The 17358-nt window shown below is 60.4% G+C and carries 17 protein-coding genes; 16 read left to right on the top strand and 1 reads right to left on the bottom strand.

Features of this window, described 5'->3' with window-relative positions; all coding sequences use genetic code 11:
- From BMY35_RS33790 to BMY35_RS33840, 11 genes are all read left to right on the top strand, one after another.
- Positions 1–729 (top strand): enoyl-CoA hydratase-related protein, encoded by a 729-nt coding sequence (locus BMY35_RS33790; RefSeq protein WP_042674581.1) that lies wholly within the window; start codon positions 1–3, stop codon positions 727–729.
- Positions 726–1448, top strand: a complete 723-nt coding sequence (locus BMY35_RS33795; protein ID WP_093208893.1) for an NAD(P)H-dependent oxidoreductase — start codon at positions 726–728, stop codon at positions 1446–1448. The genes BMY35_RS33790 and BMY35_RS33795 overlap by 4 nt, the downstream gene beginning before the upstream one ends.
- A 15-nt stretch (positions 1449–1463) precedes the next feature.
- On the top strand, positions 1464–2297 hold the full coding sequence (locus BMY35_RS33800; RefSeq protein ID WP_093208896.1) for an amidohydrolase family protein: 834 nt from the start codon (positions 1464–1466) through the stop codon (positions 2295–2297).
- Positions 2298–2342: 45 nt separating this feature from the next.
- Entirely contained in the window at positions 2343–3119 is a 777-nt protein-coding gene (locus tag BMY35_RS33805) for an enoyl-CoA hydratase/isomerase family protein (protein ID WP_093208898.1), read from the top strand.
- Between the two features lie 158 nt (positions 3120–3277).
- Positions 3278–4660, top strand: a complete 1383-nt coding sequence (locus BMY35_RS33810; RefSeq protein WP_093209015.1) for an MFS transporter — start codon at positions 3278–3280, stop codon at positions 4658–4660.
- Positions 4661–4890: 230 nt separating this feature from the next.
- The gene (locus BMY35_RS33815) at positions 4891–6585 is read left to right on the top strand and encodes an AMP-binding protein (RefSeq protein ID WP_093208901.1); all 1695 of its coding nucleotides are present in this window, start codon (positions 4891–4893) and stop codon (positions 6583–6585) included.
- Positions 6586–6976: 391 nt separating this feature from the next.
- Complete coding sequence (locus tag BMY35_RS33820; RefSeq protein ID WP_093208903.1) at positions 6977–8161, top strand: acetyl-CoA C-acyltransferase family protein; 1185 nt, start codon at positions 6977–6979, stop codon at positions 8159–8161.
- 131 nt (positions 8162–8292) lie between these two features.
- On the top strand, positions 8293–8559 hold the full coding sequence (locus BMY35_RS33825) for an alpha/beta fold hydrolase (protein WP_143080800.1): 267 nt from the start codon (positions 8293–8295) through the stop codon (positions 8557–8559).
- A gap of 89 nt (positions 8560–8648) precedes the next feature.
- Complete coding sequence (locus tag BMY35_RS33830) at positions 8649–9506, top strand: 3-hydroxybutyryl-CoA dehydrogenase (RefSeq protein WP_093208909.1); 858 nt, start codon at positions 8649–8651, stop codon at positions 9504–9506.
- 71 nt (positions 9507–9577) lie between these two features.
- Complete coding sequence (locus BMY35_RS33835; RefSeq protein WP_093208911.1) at positions 9578–10762, top strand: pyridoxal phosphate-dependent aminotransferase; 1185 nt, start codon at positions 9578–9580, stop codon at positions 10760–10762.
- Between the two features lie 318 nt (positions 10763–11080).
- A complete protein-coding gene (locus tag BMY35_RS33840; RefSeq protein WP_093208914.1) occupies positions 11081–11503 on the top strand; it encodes a hypothetical protein in 423 nt (140 codons plus the stop codon).
- Positions 11504–12136: 633 nt separating this feature from the next.
- On the opposite strand, the gene BMY35_RS33845 is transcribed toward BMY35_RS33840, so the two are convergent.
- Positions 12137–12601 (bottom strand): Lrp/AsnC family transcriptional regulator, encoded by a 465-nt coding sequence (locus BMY35_RS33845; protein WP_007836465.1) that lies wholly within the window; start codon positions 12599–12601, stop codon positions 12137–12139.
- A gap of 154 nt (positions 12602–12755) precedes the next feature.
- Here BMY35_RS33845 and BMY35_RS33850 point away from each other — a divergent pair, with 154 nt between their 5' ends.
- The 5 genes from BMY35_RS33850 (at position 12756) to BMY35_RS33870 (ending at position 17216) form a co-directional block, all read left to right on the top strand.
- Positions 12756–13853 carry a branched-chain amino acid aminotransferase gene (locus tag BMY35_RS33850; protein WP_093208917.1) on the top strand — a complete coding sequence of 366 codons (1098 nt, stop codon included), beginning with the start codon at positions 12756–12758 and terminating at the stop codon, positions 13851–13853.
- 60 nt (positions 13854–13913) lie between these two features.
- Entirely contained in the window at positions 13914–14765 is an 852-nt protein-coding gene (locus BMY35_RS33855) for an acetoacetate decarboxylase family protein (RefSeq protein WP_093208919.1), read from the top strand.
- Between the two features lies 1 nt (position 14766).
- Complete coding sequence (locus BMY35_RS33860) at positions 14767–15474, top strand: RraA family protein (RefSeq protein ID WP_093208922.1); 708 nt, start codon at positions 14767–14769, stop codon at positions 15472–15474.
- A gap of 72 nt (positions 15475–15546) precedes the next feature.
- Positions 15547–16458: a 3-methyl-2-oxobutanoate hydroxymethyltransferase gene (panB, locus tag BMY35_RS33865; protein WP_093208924.1), complete on the top strand. Its 912-nt coding sequence runs from the start codon at positions 15547–15549 to the stop codon at positions 16456–16458.
- 269 nt (positions 16459–16727) lie between these two features.
- Positions 16728–17216, top strand: a complete 489-nt coding sequence (locus BMY35_RS33870) for a YbaK/EbsC family protein (RefSeq protein WP_007836474.1) — start codon at positions 16728–16730, stop codon at positions 17214–17216.
- The last annotated feature ends 142 nt before the right edge of the window (positions 17217–17358 follow it).

The raw sequence follows: 17358 nt of genomic DNA on the forward strand, positions 1-17358 counted from the left end.
ATGGAAAGCATTGAATCCATCCAGTGCAGTGTGCAGGACGGGGTATGGCACCTCTGCATAGCCCGGCCTGAAAAACGCAACGCGCTCACCATGCCCATGTTCGCGGCCATCGCCGAGGCCCTGAGAGCTGCCGACGAAAGAGACGACGTGCGCTGCATTCTGGTGACGGGGGCGGGCGACGTGTTCTGCGCCGGGCATGACTTGAAGGCCTTCGACGAATGGCCTCAGCAGCCGCAGGATGCCGTGCCAACCTTCCTGCACGCCATCGCCGACGTGAGAAAACCTGTCGTGATCGCGGTGCATGGCTCCGCCACCGGGATCGGCGTGACTTGGCTGCTGCATGCCGACTGGGTGGTGACGAGTGCCGACACGGTCTTCCGGCTTCCTTTCGTCGACCTGGGCATTGCTCCGGAGGCGGCCAGCACGCTGCTGTTGCAGCGGGCCGTTGGCCTGCCGCGGGCCAAGCGCCTGCTCCTCGGCGGCGAGAAGTTCACGGGCGCCGAGGCATGCGAGTGGGGACTTGTCGCAGAGGTCTCGCCCGCGGCGGAGATTCATGCAAGAGGCTGGGAGCGTGCAAAGCTTCTCGCTTCGAAGGATCCCACGATTCTTCGGCGCATCAAGGACTGGCTGCATCCCAGCAGCGAGTATCACCAACGCATAGACGAAGAGGTGATCGAAATCAACGCGGCCGTCGGCCGCCGTCGAAAGGCAATGGAGAGCACGCAATGAAACGCGCACATATCGTTTACGCGCACCCTGAACCGAATTCGTTCGTCGCAGCCATGCGCGACATGACCAAGGAGGCCTTGGAGAAAGATGGCTGGCAGACGAGCGTGACCGATCTGCAGGCCATCAACTTCAGTGCTGTGGCCAGTGCAGCTGATTTTGGTGTCAGGTCACGCGAGGACTACCTGGTCTACCCACTAGAGCAGCGTCATGCCTGGCAAAACCAGACCATCGACCCGCAGATTGCCGCCGAGGTCGAGGCCGTGCGCAATGCTGATCTGCTCGTGCTGGTATTCCCCATCTTCTGGTACTCGGTACCGGCCCAACTCAAGGGTTGGATCGACCGGGTGTTCCTGTCCGGTGTCTTTTACGGTGGAATGCGGGTTTACGACCAAGGCGGCATGCGCGGCAAACGCGCGATGGTCGTAGCGTCTCTGGGTGGGCGGGACTACATGTTTGGCCCCGACTCGATCCATGGTGACCTGAAGGACATGCTCAAGCACCTCCTGCAAGGCACGTTGGGGTATGTAGGCTATTCCGTCCATGAGCCGTTCTTTGCGTACCACGTCCCCTACGTGGACAACACGGAGCGTACCGGCATGCTCATGAAGCTTTTCCACGCCGTGGAGAACATCGACAGCCGGCCGGTACTGCCCATGCCCAGCCTGGATGATTTCGACGACCAGTTCCGGCCCAAGGTGGCGCAGACTTCATCAACCTGACTCAAGAGCAGTGAGATGACCGAAATCATCGATGCATGGATGCAGCTTCCGAACAAGGCGTACTTGCTGGACCCTATGTTCGATTCTTTGCGTCGATGGCCGACGGCTTGGCGGACGTTGGCGCAGGACAACCCGGGCATCTCGCACGACGAGGCGCTCAAGACATTTCGCGAGCAAGGTGTCTCGCGGACGATCGCAAGTGCGTGGTGGGGGCCCGCGGGGCCGATGATCACGAATGACGAAGTGGCCGCCGCGGTCAAGGCGCACGGCGGATATGTGGTCGGCGTTGCGTCCGTCGACATCAACAGGCCAATGGACGCGGTGAGGGAACTGCGCCGATGCGTGAAGGAGTTCGGCTTCAAGGGCCTGCGGGTCCTGCCCTGGCTGTGGGGGCTCCCTCCCGACGACCGTAGGTACTACCCCCTCTATGCCGAATGCGTCGAGCTCGACATCACGTTCTGCCTGCAGGTGGGCCATGCCGGCCCGATGCGGCCTTCGGAGCCTGGGCGGCCAATCCCCTACCTGGACAACGTCGCGCACGAGTTTCCAGAACTGCGCATCGTCGGCGGGCACATCGGCTTCCCATGGGTGAGCGAGATGATCTCGCTCATGATGAAACACCCGAATGTTTACGTCGACACCTCGGCCTACAAGGCTTCCCGTTTTCCGCCGGAACTGGTGGCCTACATGCGCGGCCCCGGAAAGCACAAGGTGATGTTCGGCACCAACTACCCCATGCTGACCCCCGCCGAATGCCTGAAGGACATCCAGGCGCTGGAGCTCGGAGACGATGTGCTCTCCCGGTTCCTCGCGGGTAACGCACGTCACGCGTTCAAGCTGAAAGAGTGAATCCACCGGCCGCTGTTTCGATTTTTCAACTAAAGGAGACGCCACATGGCATGGGATATCGAAGTCATTGATGAGTGCGCCGTCGTGCGCATGAACACCAACAAGGTCAACGTCCAGAACGCCCAGTTCTTCGCCGACCTGCACGCAGCATTCGATCGCCTCGAACGCGAGTTCAGCGAGCTACCCGTCGTCCTGACGGGCCAGGGCGATGCGTTCTCGGCTGGTATCGATTTCCAGTACAGCTTCGAGATCTTCGGGAGCGGCAGCCTCGACAAGATCCGCGACTGGTACAAGGCCTACCGCGAAACCAATCTGCGTATCTTCCGGTACCCCCGGCCCACGGTGGCGGCCATCAACGGCCATGCCATCGCGGGTGGCCTGATCACTGCCCTGGATTGCGATTTCCGCATCGCGGCCCGCAAGAGCGCGAAGTTCGGACTCAACGAAGTCCCCATCGGCATTCCCATGCCTGCCGCCTACGTGGAGATCATCAAGTACGCCTTGGGCGACAAGGTGGGTGCGCTGACCACCTTGCGGGGCGAACTGTACGGTCTGGAAGAGGCCGAGCGACTGGGGTTCTTCCATGAAGTGGTGGAGCCGGACCAGCTGTTGTCCACGGCCATTCGCTATGCGCGCTGCATCACTCCCGACTGCAACGTCGCCTATGCGATGTCCAAGAAGGCGCTGCAGGATGCGACGAACAAGCAGATCGACGAGCGCACCGTGTCCCTGGATGCCCTGCTGCCGAATGGCATGAGCGACCCTGGCAACCGAAAGGCTCAGGACCGACGCCGGCAAGAGATCATGCACAAGCGCAAATAGAGCCGGCGCGCGAAGCGCGCTAAACCCCTTGTGGGCATCTCGTGTCAGCAGAGATGCCTGCATTGCCGTGGCTTGGCGGGGGAACTGCTATATGGCAGCAACTTTCAAAAAACAATTCTTGAAGCTTTAAAAACTCCATGTTCATTGGAGGAGACTATATGCAATCTATGGACCTTCACAAGCTTGTAGACGAAGCCAGATTCAACCGCTTTCATGCTGTCGTCCTCATTCTGTGTGCAGTGATCATCGTCGCCGACGGCTACGACCTGGCCGTCGCTGGGATCGCACTCCCGGCAATCATGAGCGACATGAACGTCAATCCGACAACGGCTGGCTTCATGGCGAGCTCGGCACTGTTCGGAATGATGTTTGGTGCGGTGGGGATGGGCATGCTCGCCGACATTATTGGCCGGCGCTGGGCGCTTTCGATCTCGGTGCTCCTTTTCAGCGTCTTCACAGCTGCAGCAGGTTTGGCGCACGATCCTATTGCCTTCAGCGTGATGCGCTTCATCGCGGGGCTCGGAATCGGCGGTGCGTTGCCTTGTTCGACTGCGCATGTGACGGAGTTTGCGCCCAAGAAGTTGCGAGGCTTGCTGGCGACAGCGATGCTTTGTGGCTATGCGGTAGGTAGTGTGCTTGCGACGTTGGTCGGCAAGCAATTCCTCGAAAAATATGGATGGCAATCGGTGTTCTTTGCAGCTGGCGCACCAATCGTGCTAATCCCATTCATCCTGAAGTACATGCCTGAATCGTTGCCATTCTTGATAAAGCGGAATGACAATTCGCGCATTCGAGTGATCGTTGCTCGTCTTGCGCCAAGCCACCTGCTTGATGCAGGTGCGCGTTTTCTCGCGCCGATCGACAACAAGGCTGAGGGAGTGCCGATTGGCAGGCTATTTCGGGATGGCCGCGGCTTCAGTACGGTCATGTTCGCGGCTGCGTTCTTCTCTGTGCTGTTCATGATGTACGCACTGAGCACTTGGCTTGTCAAACTGATGGCGATGGCTGGGCATAGTGTGGGTTCCGCGCTGAACTTTCTGTTGCTCTACAACGGCGGTGCGATCGTCGGAGCTGTATTTGGCGGCTGGCTTAGCGATAAGCTGAAGATCAAATGGGTTCTGTGCATCTTCTTCGCCGTGTCAGTGGTATCTCTGACGCTGCTGGGCCATGGAGTGCAACCGCTGTCCCTGATCGTCGCGGTCGTCGGGGCCTCCACGCTCGGCACCGGGATCGTGCTCCATGCGTATGCCGCCCAGTTCTATCCGGCGGCAATCCGTTCGACCGGAGTCGGCTTTGCATCGAGCGTAGGACGTGCCGGCGGTATTTCGGCACCGATCGGTATTGGCGTGCTGATGTCGATGAAGCTGCCGCTCGAGCAAAACTTCATTTCGATCGCGATGGCGGGGCTTGTTGGCGCTATCGCGGTGGCCTTGATCGATCATCGCCGGTCAGCATCCGCTCACCCGATTGACGCCTCGAAGGGGTTGAATGCCCGGGAAGCAGAGGCGGTCACTGGTCGGGCGGCTGCTGCCGGCCCCTGACCACCAGCGCGGGCTGGTGGTGAATTCCAAGGGGGTTCGTCGCGGCAGGTCTGACTCAGGTCCATCGCACCCGATGAAGATGTCGGCGCGATCTCGCTCAATGGCCCATGGGCGCTGGCCGCTTTGCCAGGCAGGGCCGGCGCTAGCCCTGCTTAGCGACCCGGATTCCCTAGGCGGGCATGTATTTCCGCGACGCTTGCGCGCATCTTTTCAATGGAGACTAAGTTGGTATGACTGAACTCACGACGAGCTATTCGCGTGGCACGGCGGATAGGCCATTGATCGAGGAGACTATTGGCGCCTTCTTCGACGAGATGGTCGGGAAGTTTCCTGACAAGGAAGCGGTGGTCTCCTGCCACCAGGACATCCGGCATACCTATGTCGAGTTACAGCGCGAAGTCAATCGGATGGCGAGTGCATTGCTTCGAATCGGCCTGGAGCCGGGCGACAGGATCGGCATCTGGTCCCACAACAACGTCGAATGGCTCGTTACCCAGTTCGCAACTGCCAAAGCTGGGCTAATCCTCGTCAACATCAATCCGGCGTATCGGCTGTCCGAGCTTGAGTACGCGCTAAACAAGGTCGAATGCAAGGCATTGATCACGATGCCATCCTTCAAGACGACCAACTACCTGGAAATGGTCAGAAGTCTCGCGCCCGAATTGGACGGTGCAGTGCTTGGACGCCTTGAGTCAGCAAGGCTGCCTTCGTTGAAGACCGTCGTCCAGATTGGCCGCGATACGGCTCCTGGGTTTCTGCGCTTTTCGGATCTGTTGGTGATGGGCGACCCGGCAGACCAGGCCGTCGAAATCGTCGGCGCGCGATTGCGCAACACGGATCCGATCAACATCCAGTTCACAAGCGGCACGACGGGCTCCCCAAAGGGGGCGACCCTTACCCATCGCAATGTACTGAACAACGGATTCTTCATCGGCGAAGCGATGCGGTTGTCCCCGGAGGATCGCCTGTGCATTCCGGTGCCGCTGTATCACTGCTTCGGCATGGTGGTCGGAAACCTGGCCGCGCTGACGCACGGAACGACCATCGTGTATCCGAACGATGCATTCGAGCCCGTGTCGGTGCTGCAGTCCGTGCAGGACGAGCGATGTACGGCGCTTCATGGCGTGCCGACCATGTTCATTGCCGAACTCGACCATCCACGCTTCAAGGAGTTCGATCTGTCAACGCTACGCACAGGGGTCATGGCCGGTTCGCCGTGCCCTATCGAAGTGATGAAGCGTGTCGTGAGCGAGATGCACATGAGCGAGGTGACGATCGCATACGGCATGACGGAAACGAGCCCCGCAAGTTGTCAGAGCACGACCGACACGCCCCTGGAGAAGCGCGTCTCCACCATCGGGAAGGTGCTTCCTCACCTGGAGTTAAAGGTCATAGACCCTATTTCCGGGGAGATTCTGCCGGCTGGCAAGGTGGGCGAGCTTTGCACGCGCGGTTACTCCGTGATGCGTGGATATTGGGCAGATGCGGTCAAGACCGCCGAGGCCATCGATGCAGACGCCTGGATGCACTCGGGTGACCTGGCCGTCATAGACGAGGACGGATACGTCAACATCGCCGGTCGCATCAAGGACATGGTGATTCGAGGCGGTGAAAACGTCTACCCGCGCGAGATAGAAGAGTTTCTGTACCGTCACCCCGCCATTCAGGACGTGCAGGTGATTGGAGTCCCGGATCAGAAGTACGGCGAGGAGCTTTGCGCATGGGTCGTCCTTCGCAATGGCGCTACGCTCAGCGAGGAGGACCTGAGAGCGTTCTGTCAAGGGCAGATCGCGCACTTCAAGATTCCGCGATACATCCGTTTCGTAAACGGATTTCCGATGACAGTCACCGGAAAGATTCAGAAGTTCGTGATGCGGGAGATGATGAAGAAGGAACTCAATCTCGCCGAGGCGGTGTCTGCGTGAGCCTGTCCAAGATGAGGGGCCGCACCGGCATGGTTCGGAGCAGCCTCCTTGGTTCCAAGTTTGAGCAGAGCTCGAGTCCGCTGCTTCACGGACTCATGGCGTGACGAGGCGTGACGGCGTGCAAGAGCAGGTCTGCTTGTGGGCCGCGAAGTTGGTTTGGGGCACGTATCCGTTGTCGGGTCGGATTGGCGGATTACGCATAAGAATAGTCGATTTAGCCACTGTGCGCCGAGCGCTGAAATTTCTAAAGTAGGTGCAAACGGGTGCCATGCCTTGTCTAGGCATCTGCACAGCGCCTTCAGTCGCAAGTCTTCCTTTACGGGTGGAGCTTGGAGGCAGGGGCATTGGTTCAATGAGTTCGACCATTTCTTCAGCTTCTGGCAGGCCCTATATGAATGCTCGCGAAATCTTCGTCATCGCCACCGCTCGCACAGCCATCGGCACCTTCGGTGGTGCGCTGAAGGATGTTCCGAACACGCAGCTGGCAACCACAGCGGTCAAGGCTGCGCTGGAGCGCAGCGGCGTTGCGCCCGACGCCATCGGGCATGTCGTTATGGGGAATGTGATCCCGACGGACCCGAAGGATGGATATCTCAGCCGCGTTGCCGCCATTGATGCGGGCATCTCGATCGAGACCCCGGCGTTCAACGTCAATCGCCTGTGCGGATCTGGGCTCCAGGCCATTGTCTCGGCTGCGCAGGCCATTGCGCAGGGCGACTGCGAGATCGCCATCGGAGGAGGCTCGGAGTCGATGAGCCGCGGGCCATACATCGACACTTCGGCGCGCTATGGCGCGCGCATGGGCGATGCGACGCTGGTCGACTACATGCTCGGCATCCTGCATGACCCGTGGGAGAAGATCCACATGGGTATCACCGCTGAGAACGTGGCGGCGCGCTTCAAGATCTCGCGCAAGCAGCAGGATGAACTGGCGGTTCTCAGCCAGCAACGCGCGGCAGCGGCCATTGCGACGGGCCGTTTCAAGGAACAGATCGTTCCGGTGGAGGTGAAGACCCGCAAGGGCGTGGTGCTGTTCGATACCGACGAGCACGTGCGGGGCGACACGACGCTCGAATCCCTTTCGGCGATGAAGCCCGCTTTCAAGAAGGACGGTCTGGTCACTGCCGGCAACGCATCGGGTATCAACGATGGCGCGGGTGCCGTGGTGCTGGCGGAGGGAGGCCGTGTGAATACGCTGGGCCTCAAGCCGCTGGCCCGCTTGGTGGGCTATGCGCATGCGGGTGTGGAGCCTGCCTATATGGGTATCGGCCCCATCCCGGCTACGCGCAAGGTGTTGGCGCGCACGGGCCTGAAAGTCCAGGACCTCGATGTGATCGAGTCGAACGAGGCGTTCGCGGCACAGGCCTGCGCGGTGATTCAGGAGCTTGGCTTTGATCCGGACAAGGTGAACCCGAACGGCTCCGGCATCTCGCTGGGTCACCCCGTCGGCGCGACGGGCGCGATCATCACGACGAAGGCGATCGCTGAATTGCACCGCACTGGTGGACGTTATGCGCTGGTGACGCTGTGCATCGGTGGAGGGCAGGGCATCGCCGCCATCTTCGAACGTGTTTGACCGTTTGTTACTTCTCGCACGCGGTGTCTTGCCGCGGCGGGAACTCTCTGAAATCCAGGCACCGAGTTCGATGCCGCTTCATCCAAAGGAAGCCCGGCGATGCAAGCCAGGTAGTACTGGCGCCGAACGGCGTGATTGCCGACTTGATGGAGTTGTGGTCTGGCGGCCGGCCTACTTATAAGCCCAAGCGGATTCGCGTGCCTACGCAATTGCTGCTGGGCGAATGGGACGTGGATACGCCGGTGTACATGGCGCAGGAATTGTTTTCCAAGCTGGAGCAGGCACCCTACAAACGGCTGGAAGTGCTTGCGCGCGGTACGCACTCGATGGTGTTGGAACTGAACCGCATCGAGCTGTACCACCGGAGCCGTGACTTTCTGGAATCGCGCTTCGTGTGACGGATATGGCATGAAATGTGTCATATTTGCCAATGGCAGCTGGGACTGAGTAACTGGACACTGATGGTTCCCACTCCTTCGAATTCATCATGAACAGACAGCACGTTGGCGTGATCGGCGCCGGAACCATGGGCAACGGCATTGCACAGGTGTGCGCACTTGCCGGACTCGATGTCACGATGCTCGACGTCTCCGACGAGGCGCTGGGCCGCGGTATCTCGACCATCACGGCCAGCCTGGACCGGTTGGTGAAGAAACAAAAGCTGCGCGCTGAGGACAAGGACCTGGCGCTTGCCAGGATCCGTCCGACGGTCTCCTATCAGGATCTGCGCAGCGCCGGCCTGGTGGTAGAGGCGGCGACGGAGAGGCTCGACATCAAGCTGCGCATCCTCCGCGACATCGAGTCAGTGGTCAGCGACGAGGCGGTGATTGCGACCAACACCTCCTCCATCTCCATCACGCAGCTGGCAGCCGTCCTGAATCGGCCGGATCGTTGCATTGGCATGCACTTTTTCAACCCGGTTCCCGTGATGGAACTGCTGGAGCTGATTCGCGGATTGCAAACCTCGGATCTGGCACACGAACAGGCCTTGGTCTTTGCACGGGCGATCGGCAAGAGCGCGATCACGGTCAGGAACAGTCCCGGGTTCGTGGTGAACCGCATTCTCTGTCCGATGATCAACGAGGCCATCTACGTCCTGCAGGATGGGCTCGCTAGCGCCGAGGAGATCGACGTCGGGATGAAGCTCGGCTGCAATCATCCGATCGGGCCCCTGGCGTTGAGCGACCTGATCGGTCTGGACACCATGCTGGCCGTGATGCAGGTGTTCCATGAAGGCTTCGGCGACCCGAAGTACCGGCCTGCACCCTTGCTCAAGGAGATGGTGGATGCTGGCCGCCTGGGACGCAAGACTGGCCACGGCTTCTACACCTACAGCGGTCGTTGACAGATTGGAGGGCTGAGAGCGCGGCACAAAGCCTCGGTCCTTTTCCTGATTTTTTTGTTCGAGGCCGAGCCATGAGAATTTCCAAGCGCGCAGAGCGCATCGAGCCGTTTTACGTGATGGAGGTGGCCAAGGCTGCCTCGCAGTTGGCGCGTGAGGTCGCTCATGGCGGCAAGCCAATGGTCTACCTGACTATTGGCGAGCCGGACTTCACTGCGCCGCCTCTGGTGCAGGAGGCCGCCGTGCGCGCTGTGCGCAATGGCACGACGCAGTACACACCCGCCATCGGGCTGGAGTCGTTGCGCGAGCGCATCAGCGACTGGTACAGGCAGCGTTTCGGCGTGAACGTCCCGGTACGCCGGATCGCGGTGACCGCAGGCGCCTCGGCGGCGCTGCAGCTCGTTTGCCAGGCCTTGATCGAGGCGGGCGATGAAGTCCTGATGCCCGACCCGAGCTATCCGTGCAATCGGCATTTCGTGATTGCCGCCGAAGGCCTGCCCGTCATGGTGCCCACCACGGCAGCCGAGCGGTACCAGCTGAGCCCGGAAAAGGTCGAGGCCCACTGGGGCAGCAAGACGCGTGGCGTGCTGCTCGCCTCGCCGTCCAACCCCACGGGAACGTCCATCCATCCGGACGAACTGCGCCGCATCCACGCCTGTGTCCAGGCCAAGGGAGGCGTCACGTTGCTCGATGAGATCTACCTCGGGCTGAGCCACGACGACGCTTTCGGTCAAACCGGCCTGGCCATTGACGAGAACGTGATCAGCATCAACAGCTTCTCAAAGTACTTCTGCATGACCGGGTGGCGCCTGGGCTGGGTGGTGGCTCCAGAACCTCTGATCCCGGTGATCGAGCGTCTCGCGCAGAACTTCTTCCTTTGCCCCAGTACCGTCGCCCAGCACGCCGCGTTGGCTTGCTTCGAACCCGACAGCATCGCGGAGTACGAGCGCCGCCGCGCGCAGTTCAAGGCGCGCCGCGACTGGTTCATCCCGGAGCTGGAGAAGATCGGGTTCAAGGTTCCGGTGGTGCCCGACGGCGCGTTCTACGCCTGGGCGGATTGCTCGCCGTGGTTCGATGCCTGGAACGTTTCGAACAGCTGGGATTTTGCGTTCGAGGCCATGAAGAGAGCCCACGTCGCGATCTCGCCTGGCCGCGATTTCGGAACAGCCGAGTCGGCGAGGTTCGTGCGCTTTTCGACGGCCAACTCGATGGAGCAGTTGCGGGAGGCCGTGGCAAGGCTCGCCGTTCTGCGTCCGTGAAAGGACAGACACTAGCTTCGAGCACGCCAGACGGGTCCTGCTGTTTCACAACGTCAGCTACGGAATGGTCATGTTGATAACCTTGCGGAGCGTGCCTTTGGCACAGGATTCTCGGATTGTCATTGCATGCATACGTGCATGCATCTGGGCAAGTATCGAAGACCGGCCTTTCTGTGTCCTCCCCAAAGCAGGGCGCGATTCGATGAATCGCGATCCTGGCGAACCGCAACAGTTTGCCGACGAGCCTGCTCTGTTCGAGCAACCTGCATACCACGCCGCGGCCGGCGCCGAATTCGGCGCTGCAAGGAACTGATGCCCATGCGCGCGCTCCTTGCCACGTTGCTGGGTTTCATTGGCGAACGTGCGCCGTACCCGGAGTTGGCGCAATGGCTGCCAGTCTGGCGAAAGGTGCAGGCGGCATCTGCGAATCGTGATCCGTTCGTTGCAAGCGTGATCGCCGCGCTCAAGGCCGATCGGCTTGCCTGGGCGTTCGTCAGTGGATACCAGGGAGCGCTGAAATCGGTTTTTCCCGATTCGGTAGAGGGCGGAGATGTCGGCGCGCTTTGTGTCCACGAGACTGGCCGGAAGATGACCGAGGTCACGACGAGCGTGGAGTTCTGCGACCGCATCCCGCGCTTGCACGGGAAGAAGCCATGGGCCTTGACCAGCATCGAAGACCTGACTCTGTTGGAGCTTGCCAGGCGCAGCGATGGCCCTCAGAAGGGGCCAGGCAGTACGTGATGGTGCGTCTTCCATCCAGCGCCATGGGTGTCAGCCGGGGCATTCGCGCCAACAGGCCGTTGTGCCCGAACTCGCTCACTCAGAAGTCCGCTTCGACACGGTTCGTTTGACGCCTGAGCAGTTGGTACCTGGCGATGGGTATGCCGAACATGCCAAGCCATTCCGAGTGCTGGAGGACATCTTCGTGACGGGAAGCGTCTTGGCGTATCTGTTCGCAGAGGCCCAGTCCGGGGGGGCGGCCGACGATATGGTGCCAGCGCTGTATTGCGGCTATCGCGATGCTCCACGTATGTGCCGATCTGGATCCTCGCGACACGCGTGCGCACATCCTGGTGGCGGGGTCCCTGTCCTTCGCGGGTGACGTGATTCGGGAGAGCGAAAACCATTGGCGACCTGCGCAAGCGATCGCCCACAACCGCTGGCAACGCGACAGGCCGATTCTTTCGCTGGGCAAGGAGGCGAGGCGCCTGCGAGCTATCGGGTCCTGGGCGCGCGCTTGAGGGGAGGCTGGTGGCACTACCCAGGTGCGAGGAGCATGAACATGGGAGCAGTGGGTCGCCTTGCAGAGTTTGGAGGGTCACCTGTGAGTTCGGCACGCGAGGAGTCACGTTCCAAACTGCGGGAGGATTCGGATCAGAGAGGGAGCTTCGACGTCATCTTGATCTTCTGCATGGGCAACTCGCTCTTGACGCTCTGTACTCCCTTGATGCGGGTCAGATACTCGCCCTGGAATTTCCTATATGCGTCGAGGTCTGCGGCCACCACGCGAAGCAGGAAGTCGCAGTCCCCGACCATCAGGTGGCATTCCACAATTTCATCAAGCTGCATCACTTCTGCCGTAAACGCCTCGATGGTTTGGGCATCCTGGCTTTTCAGCCAAATGCGGACGAACACGGTCAGACCCAGTCCGATCTTCGGGGCATCGAGAACCGCGACGTACTTTTCAATGACGCCGGACTCCTCCAGGTGCTTCACACGCCGCAGACATGGCGATGGCGACAGCCCGACTTTCTCCGCCAGTTCCACGTTTTGAATCCGTCCATCTTCTTGTAGTGCCTGGAGGATTCGGCGATCAATTCTGTCCAGATCTTTCATCATTTCATGGTCTCGCAATCGAATGCTCGTATCTCTTAAAACTTGGGCATGGCATGCCTATTTTATACAATATTAGGGTCAAAAAGAACAACAATTGCGGAGGATGAGGCTTAGAATTTCTTGGGTTTTGAGGAATTCTGGTTCACGGAGTTAAAGCATGACCTCGGTTGACATACAGCCCTTCGCAATCGAAAAGAATCCCGCTCCGGTGAGTGATGGGCGACGCCAGCGGCTGCTGGAGAGTCCTGCTTTTGGCGAGGTTTTCACCGACCACATGGCCACCATCAAGTACTCGAAGGACCAAGGCTGGCATGGCGCAAGGATCGGTCCTCGCCAGGCATTGAGCCTTGACCCGTCAGCGCTCGTGTTGCACTACGCGCAGGAGATCTTTGAAGGCATGAAGGCCTATCGGCTGGACGGAGGAGGTACTGGCCTGTTCCGTCCCGAGCAGAATGCGCGCCGTTTCCGCCGCTCGGCCACGCGCCTCGCCATGCCGCTCTTGCCCGAGGAACTGTTTACCGAATCGGTTCGTGCGCTGGCACGCGTGGACAACGACTGGATTCCGTCCGCGCCGGGCTTTGCGCTGTATCTGAGGCCGTTCATGGTTGCCACCGAGGCTGTTCTCGGCGTCAGGTCTTCGGCCGAATATCTTTACTGCGTCGTGGCCTCGCCGGTGGGGCCGTACTTCAAGAGTGGCGCTGCTGCGGTGACACTCTGGGCTTCCGACCAATTCACGCGCGCCGCCCCTGGCGGAACCGGCGACGCTAAATGCGGCGGCAACTACGCTGCAAGCTTGGCCGCGCAGGCTGAGGCCATCCGTGAGCAATGCGATCAGGTGATCTTCCTTGACGCTGTGGAACGCCGCTGGATCGAGGAACTCGGTGGAATGAACATCTTCTTTGTGTTCGCAGATGGTTCCATTCAAACACCGCCACTGACCGGCACGATCTTGGCGGGCATCACGCGCGAATCGCTGATCACCATGGCCCGCGATCTCGGCATGACTGTTCGCGAGGAGCCTTACTCCATTGACCAGTGGCAGGAAGACGCCACGAGCGGGCGGCTGCGGGAGTCCTTCGCGTGTGGCACGGCCGCGGTCGTGGCTCCCATCGGGCGAGTCAAAGGGCGCAATCACCACTTCACCATCGGCGATGGTAGTCCTGGCCTCATCACGCAGCGCCTGAAAGCCGCCCTGACAGACCTTCAATTCGGACGCGCTCCAGATCCACGCGGCTGGTTGGAGCGGCTGTCGTAAGCCGCAAATTTTGCGGGAGTGCCACCCCGCCCTTTTTCAAACCAAAAGCAGGAGACCTGTATGACACGATTCGCGGCTTCGCAAGGCTTCATGGGGCCCTTCTCCCATGATGGGCAGGCAAGTATCGCCCCCAGTCCACCGTGGCACTATGCGGCTGATTTCATCACGATCGAGACCTGGGTCGACCCGGTCGCCATCGAGGCATTGCTGCCGCCGGGCCTGAGCTTGCATCCAGACGAGGCGGGCCTGGTGACGGTTTCCTTCGTCGATTGGCAAGCCTGCACCGATACCGGCGGCGAACTGCTCGACCCAATCCGCGCGCAATATCGCGAATGCATCGTATTGGCGAGCGTCCAGTACGAGGGCAAGCTCATGCAGTACTGCCCCTACATCGTGGTTGATCAGGACACGTCGCTGGCGCGCGGCTGGGCGCTCGGCTATCCAAAGAAGATCGGCTCGGTATGGATCACACGGTCCATGGGTATGCCCTCGATTGCATCGCCCAAGCTGGAGGTCGGCGCCACCTTTGCCGGCACGGTGGCCGTCAAGGACCGGCGCCTCGCCGAAGGTCACGTGAAATTGTCAGCCCTTGCCGACGGCTCCGCCGTGACTTTCGGCAGCCGGCCCATCGTCGCTTTGCGGCACTTCCCGTCGATGTTCGAGGGCCAGCACGATCAACCGGCTGTCTACGAACTCGTCCGACTCCAGGCCGAGAGCGTTCAGGCTAGCCCCGTCTGGCAGGGCGACGCGGCATTGACGATCTACGACGCGCCTATCGAGCTTCTCGCCACGCTGCGCCCCATCCGCATCGGACGTGGCTGGCGCTATTCGATTGCGATGACGAACCGCAACAACCATCTCCTGCGCGATCTGCGCGATCTGCGCGGCACCACTTTGTCCCAGGGGCAATGACATGGACTCTGTGCAACTTCAACGTACGTACCTTGACCTCACGACGCCGCACGTAGCGGACGCATGCATGCGCCTGGGTATCGCGCTTCGTTGTGCACCCGCTGGAATTCGTGCCTTGTGGAGCGGTTCCCACATCGTTGGCCGGGTACGTCCTGCGCGGCACTATGGCAGCGTCGACGTTTTTCTCGAAGCAATCGACCGTGCCGCGCCCGGAGATGTTCTTGTGGTCGACAACGGTGGGCGTTTGGACGAGGCCTGCGTTGGTGACCTCGTCACTCTGGAAACCGCCCTGGCAGGCCTGCGCGGCATCGTCATCTGGGGTTTGCACCGCGATTCATCGGAATTGCGGACCATCAGACTGCCCATTTTCAGCCTGGGCACCTTGCCTGCAGGGCCGCAGCGTTTGGACGCACAGGAGGCCGACGCTCTCATCTCTGCCGGGTGTGGCGAACATGTCCTCACCTCCGACGACTTTGTGCTGGGTGACGACGATGGGGTGATCTTCATACCCTTGAGCCAAGCCCAAAAGGTGGCGGAGCTGGCAACCTCGATTCGGGACACCGAGCGCAGCCAGGCGGCACGCATGCAACTCGGTACAACCTTCCGGAGACAGGCTCGATTCGATGATTTCCTGGCCGCAAGAAACGCCGACGAGAACATGACATTCCGCCAGTATCTGCGCTCGATCGGCGGCGCAATCGAGGAGTGAATCTCGAGCTGAGCGGCCGGGGTCAACTGGACTTCAATCCTCTTCCATTTCTTGTTCAGGGAGCCCACTTCAGTGACTAACAGTGCATCCAGAGACAGCCATGGCGCACATTCCCGCGGCGCCAGCGATGCGGCGGCGCCGTATGGAAGCGAGCGCAGCACAATCCCGAAACGCAAGAAGGTCACCACGTCGCGAATTGCCGAAATGCGAGCAAGCGGAGAGAAGATTGTGGTGCTTACGGCCTATGACGCCACATTCGCGGCAGTCGCAGATGCCGCGGGTGTTGATTGCCTGCTGGTCGGCGACTCCTTGGGGATGGTTTGCCAAGGCCGGGCCACCACGGTTGGCGTTTCACTTGAAGATATGCGATATCACACCAAATGCGTATCCTTGGGACTCGAACGCTCGCAAGGTAGTTCTCTCATCATTGCGGATCTTCCTTTCGGCAGCTATCAGCAATCGCGGGAGCAGGCCATGGCATCGGCAGCGCTGTTGATGCGAGCGGGCGCCCATATGGTCAAGCTCGAGGGCGGTGGGTGGACCGTTGACGTGGCGGCTTTTCTGGTCGAGCGCGGAGTTCCTGTTTGCGCCCACCTGGGATTGACGCCGCAAACGGTGTCGGCGTTGGGCGGATATCGCGTACAGGGGCGTCAAGAAGAGGCCGGCGATAAGATCCGGCGCGACGCGGCAGCACTTGAAGCTGCCGGCGCGTCGATGATGGTTCTTGAGATGGTGCCCGGACAACTTGCGGCCCGCATCACCAGTGACATGACGTCTTGCGCCACGATCGGCATTGGTGCTGGCAGCGGAACGGCTGGGCAAGTCCTGGTGATGCACGACATGCTGGGGCTCAATCTGGGACGCATGGCGAAGTTCGTGCGGAACTTCATGGGCGGTGCGTCGGCCGTGGATGCCGCCTTTGCAGCGTATGTCGTAGCGGTCAAGGATGGCTCGTTCCCAAACGACAAACAGCACGCTTGGTAGTGCCCGGATACATGCCTGCTCGATGACAGTTCCCGGGCATATCTATCTATCCCTGGACCAGATCGATGTCATCTTCTGGTTGGCCGAAATCAGCAGCGTAATAACTTGAATGTCGGAAACAGTCATGAATATGGCGTTTCAGCCAATGTACGCAAGACCTGCGAGGTGCAACACTGAGAGCGCAACGTGCCCCACATGGTGCGAGAGCGCAGCACTCGTCGCTGTGTCTGTCCAACGCCCATTCATGGTTTTCAATCGCAACCCTCATCATGAGTCTCGACTCCGTCAAACAGTTTCTCGCCGAGCATGCCCCGGATCTTTCAATCATTGAGGTGGAAACGAGTGGCGCTACGGTCGCGATGGCGGCCGTGGCGTTCGGTGTCACTCCGGGACAGATTGCCAAGACGCTGTCTATGAGCGTAGGCGAGCAAGTGATCTTGCTCGTCGCCCGAGGCGATGCTCGACTGGATAACAGAAAGTACAAAGATCAGTTTGGGGCAAAGGCCCGCTTCCTGGCGGCGAGCGAGGTGGAGAAGGTAACGGGCCACCCCATTGGAGGCGTTGGGCCCTTCGGGCTTGCAAGTCAGCTGGATGTCTATTGCGACGTCTCGCTGCGGAGCTTCAGCGAAGTACTTCCCGCCGCCGGCGCAAACAATGCAGGTGTCAGGGTAGTGCCTGAGCGGATGGCGCAGCTGGTCAAGGCACGTTGGGTAGACGTCATGCAGCATGAGATTGCTGCTGAGTCGCTGGCTGGTTGAGGCGCTCTTACGCCTCTATACGCCACTGCCCGCCACGGCTTCTTCAGTCTGATGCAGATGCACGCATCTCTTGGTGTGCATCGGGTCGTGCTCGTCCAGTCCAGCGTGTACGGCACGAATAACGCCCGCTTGCTCGATGAGC

Origin of the sequence: Variovorax sp. YR750, from assembly GCF_900109805.1 — a bacterium.
In the GTDB taxonomy this organism is placed as follows: Bacteria; Pseudomonadota; Gammaproteobacteria; order Burkholderiales; family Burkholderiaceae_C; genus Variovorax; species Variovorax gossypii.

Coding starts and splice junctions, on each gene's coding strand:
- BMY35_RS33790 (WP_042674581.1), top strand. CDS start 1: ATGGAAAGCATTGAATCCATCCAGTGCAGTGTGCAGGACGGGGTATGG.
- BMY35_RS33815 (WP_093208901.1), top strand. CDS start 4,891: ATGACTGAACTCACGACGAGCTATTCGCGTGGCACGGCGGATAGGCCA.
- BMY35_RS33830 (WP_093208909.1), top strand. CDS start 8,649: ATGAACAGACAGCACGTTGGCGTGATCGGCGCCGGAACCATGGGCAAC.
- BMY35_RS33850 (WP_093208917.1), top strand. CDS start 12,756: ATGACCTCGGTTGACATACAGCCCTTCGCAATCGAAAAGAATCCCGCT.
- BMY35_RS33835 (WP_093208911.1), top strand. CDS start 9,578: ATGAGAATTTCCAAGCGCGCAGAGCGCATCGAGCCGTTTTACGTGATG.
- BMY35_RS33860 (WP_093208922.1), top strand. CDS start 14,767: ATGGACTCTGTGCAACTTCAACGTACGTACCTTGACCTCACGACGCCG.
- BMY35_RS33795 (WP_093208893.1), top strand. CDS start 726: ATGAAACGCGCACATATCGTTTACGCGCACCCTGAACCGAATTCGTTC.
- BMY35_RS33805 (WP_093208898.1), top strand. CDS start 2,343: ATGGCATGGGATATCGAAGTCATTGATGAGTGCGCCGTCGTGCGCATG.
- BMY35_RS33800 (WP_093208896.1), top strand. CDS start 1,464: ATGACCGAAATCATCGATGCATGGATGCAGCTTCCGAACAAGGCGTAC.
- BMY35_RS33855 (WP_093208919.1), top strand. CDS start 13,914: ATGACACGATTCGCGGCTTCGCAAGGCTTCATGGGGCCCTTCTCCCAT.
- BMY35_RS33845 (WP_007836465.1), bottom strand. CDS start 12,601: ATGATGAAAGATCTGGACAGAATTGATCGCCGAATCCTCCAGGCACTA.
- BMY35_RS33870 (WP_007836474.1), top strand. CDS start 16,728: ATGAGTCTCGACTCCGTCAAACAGTTTCTCGCCGAGCATGCCCCGGAT.
- BMY35_RS33840 (WP_093208914.1), top strand. CDS start 11,081: ATGCGCGCGCTCCTTGCCACGTTGCTGGGTTTCATTGGCGAACGTGCG.
- BMY35_RS33820 (WP_093208903.1), top strand. CDS start 6,977: ATGAATGCTCGCGAAATCTTCGTCATCGCCACCGCTCGCACAGCCATC.
- BMY35_RS33810 (WP_093209015.1), top strand. CDS start 3,278: ATGCAATCTATGGACCTTCACAAGCTTGTAGACGAAGCCAGATTCAAC.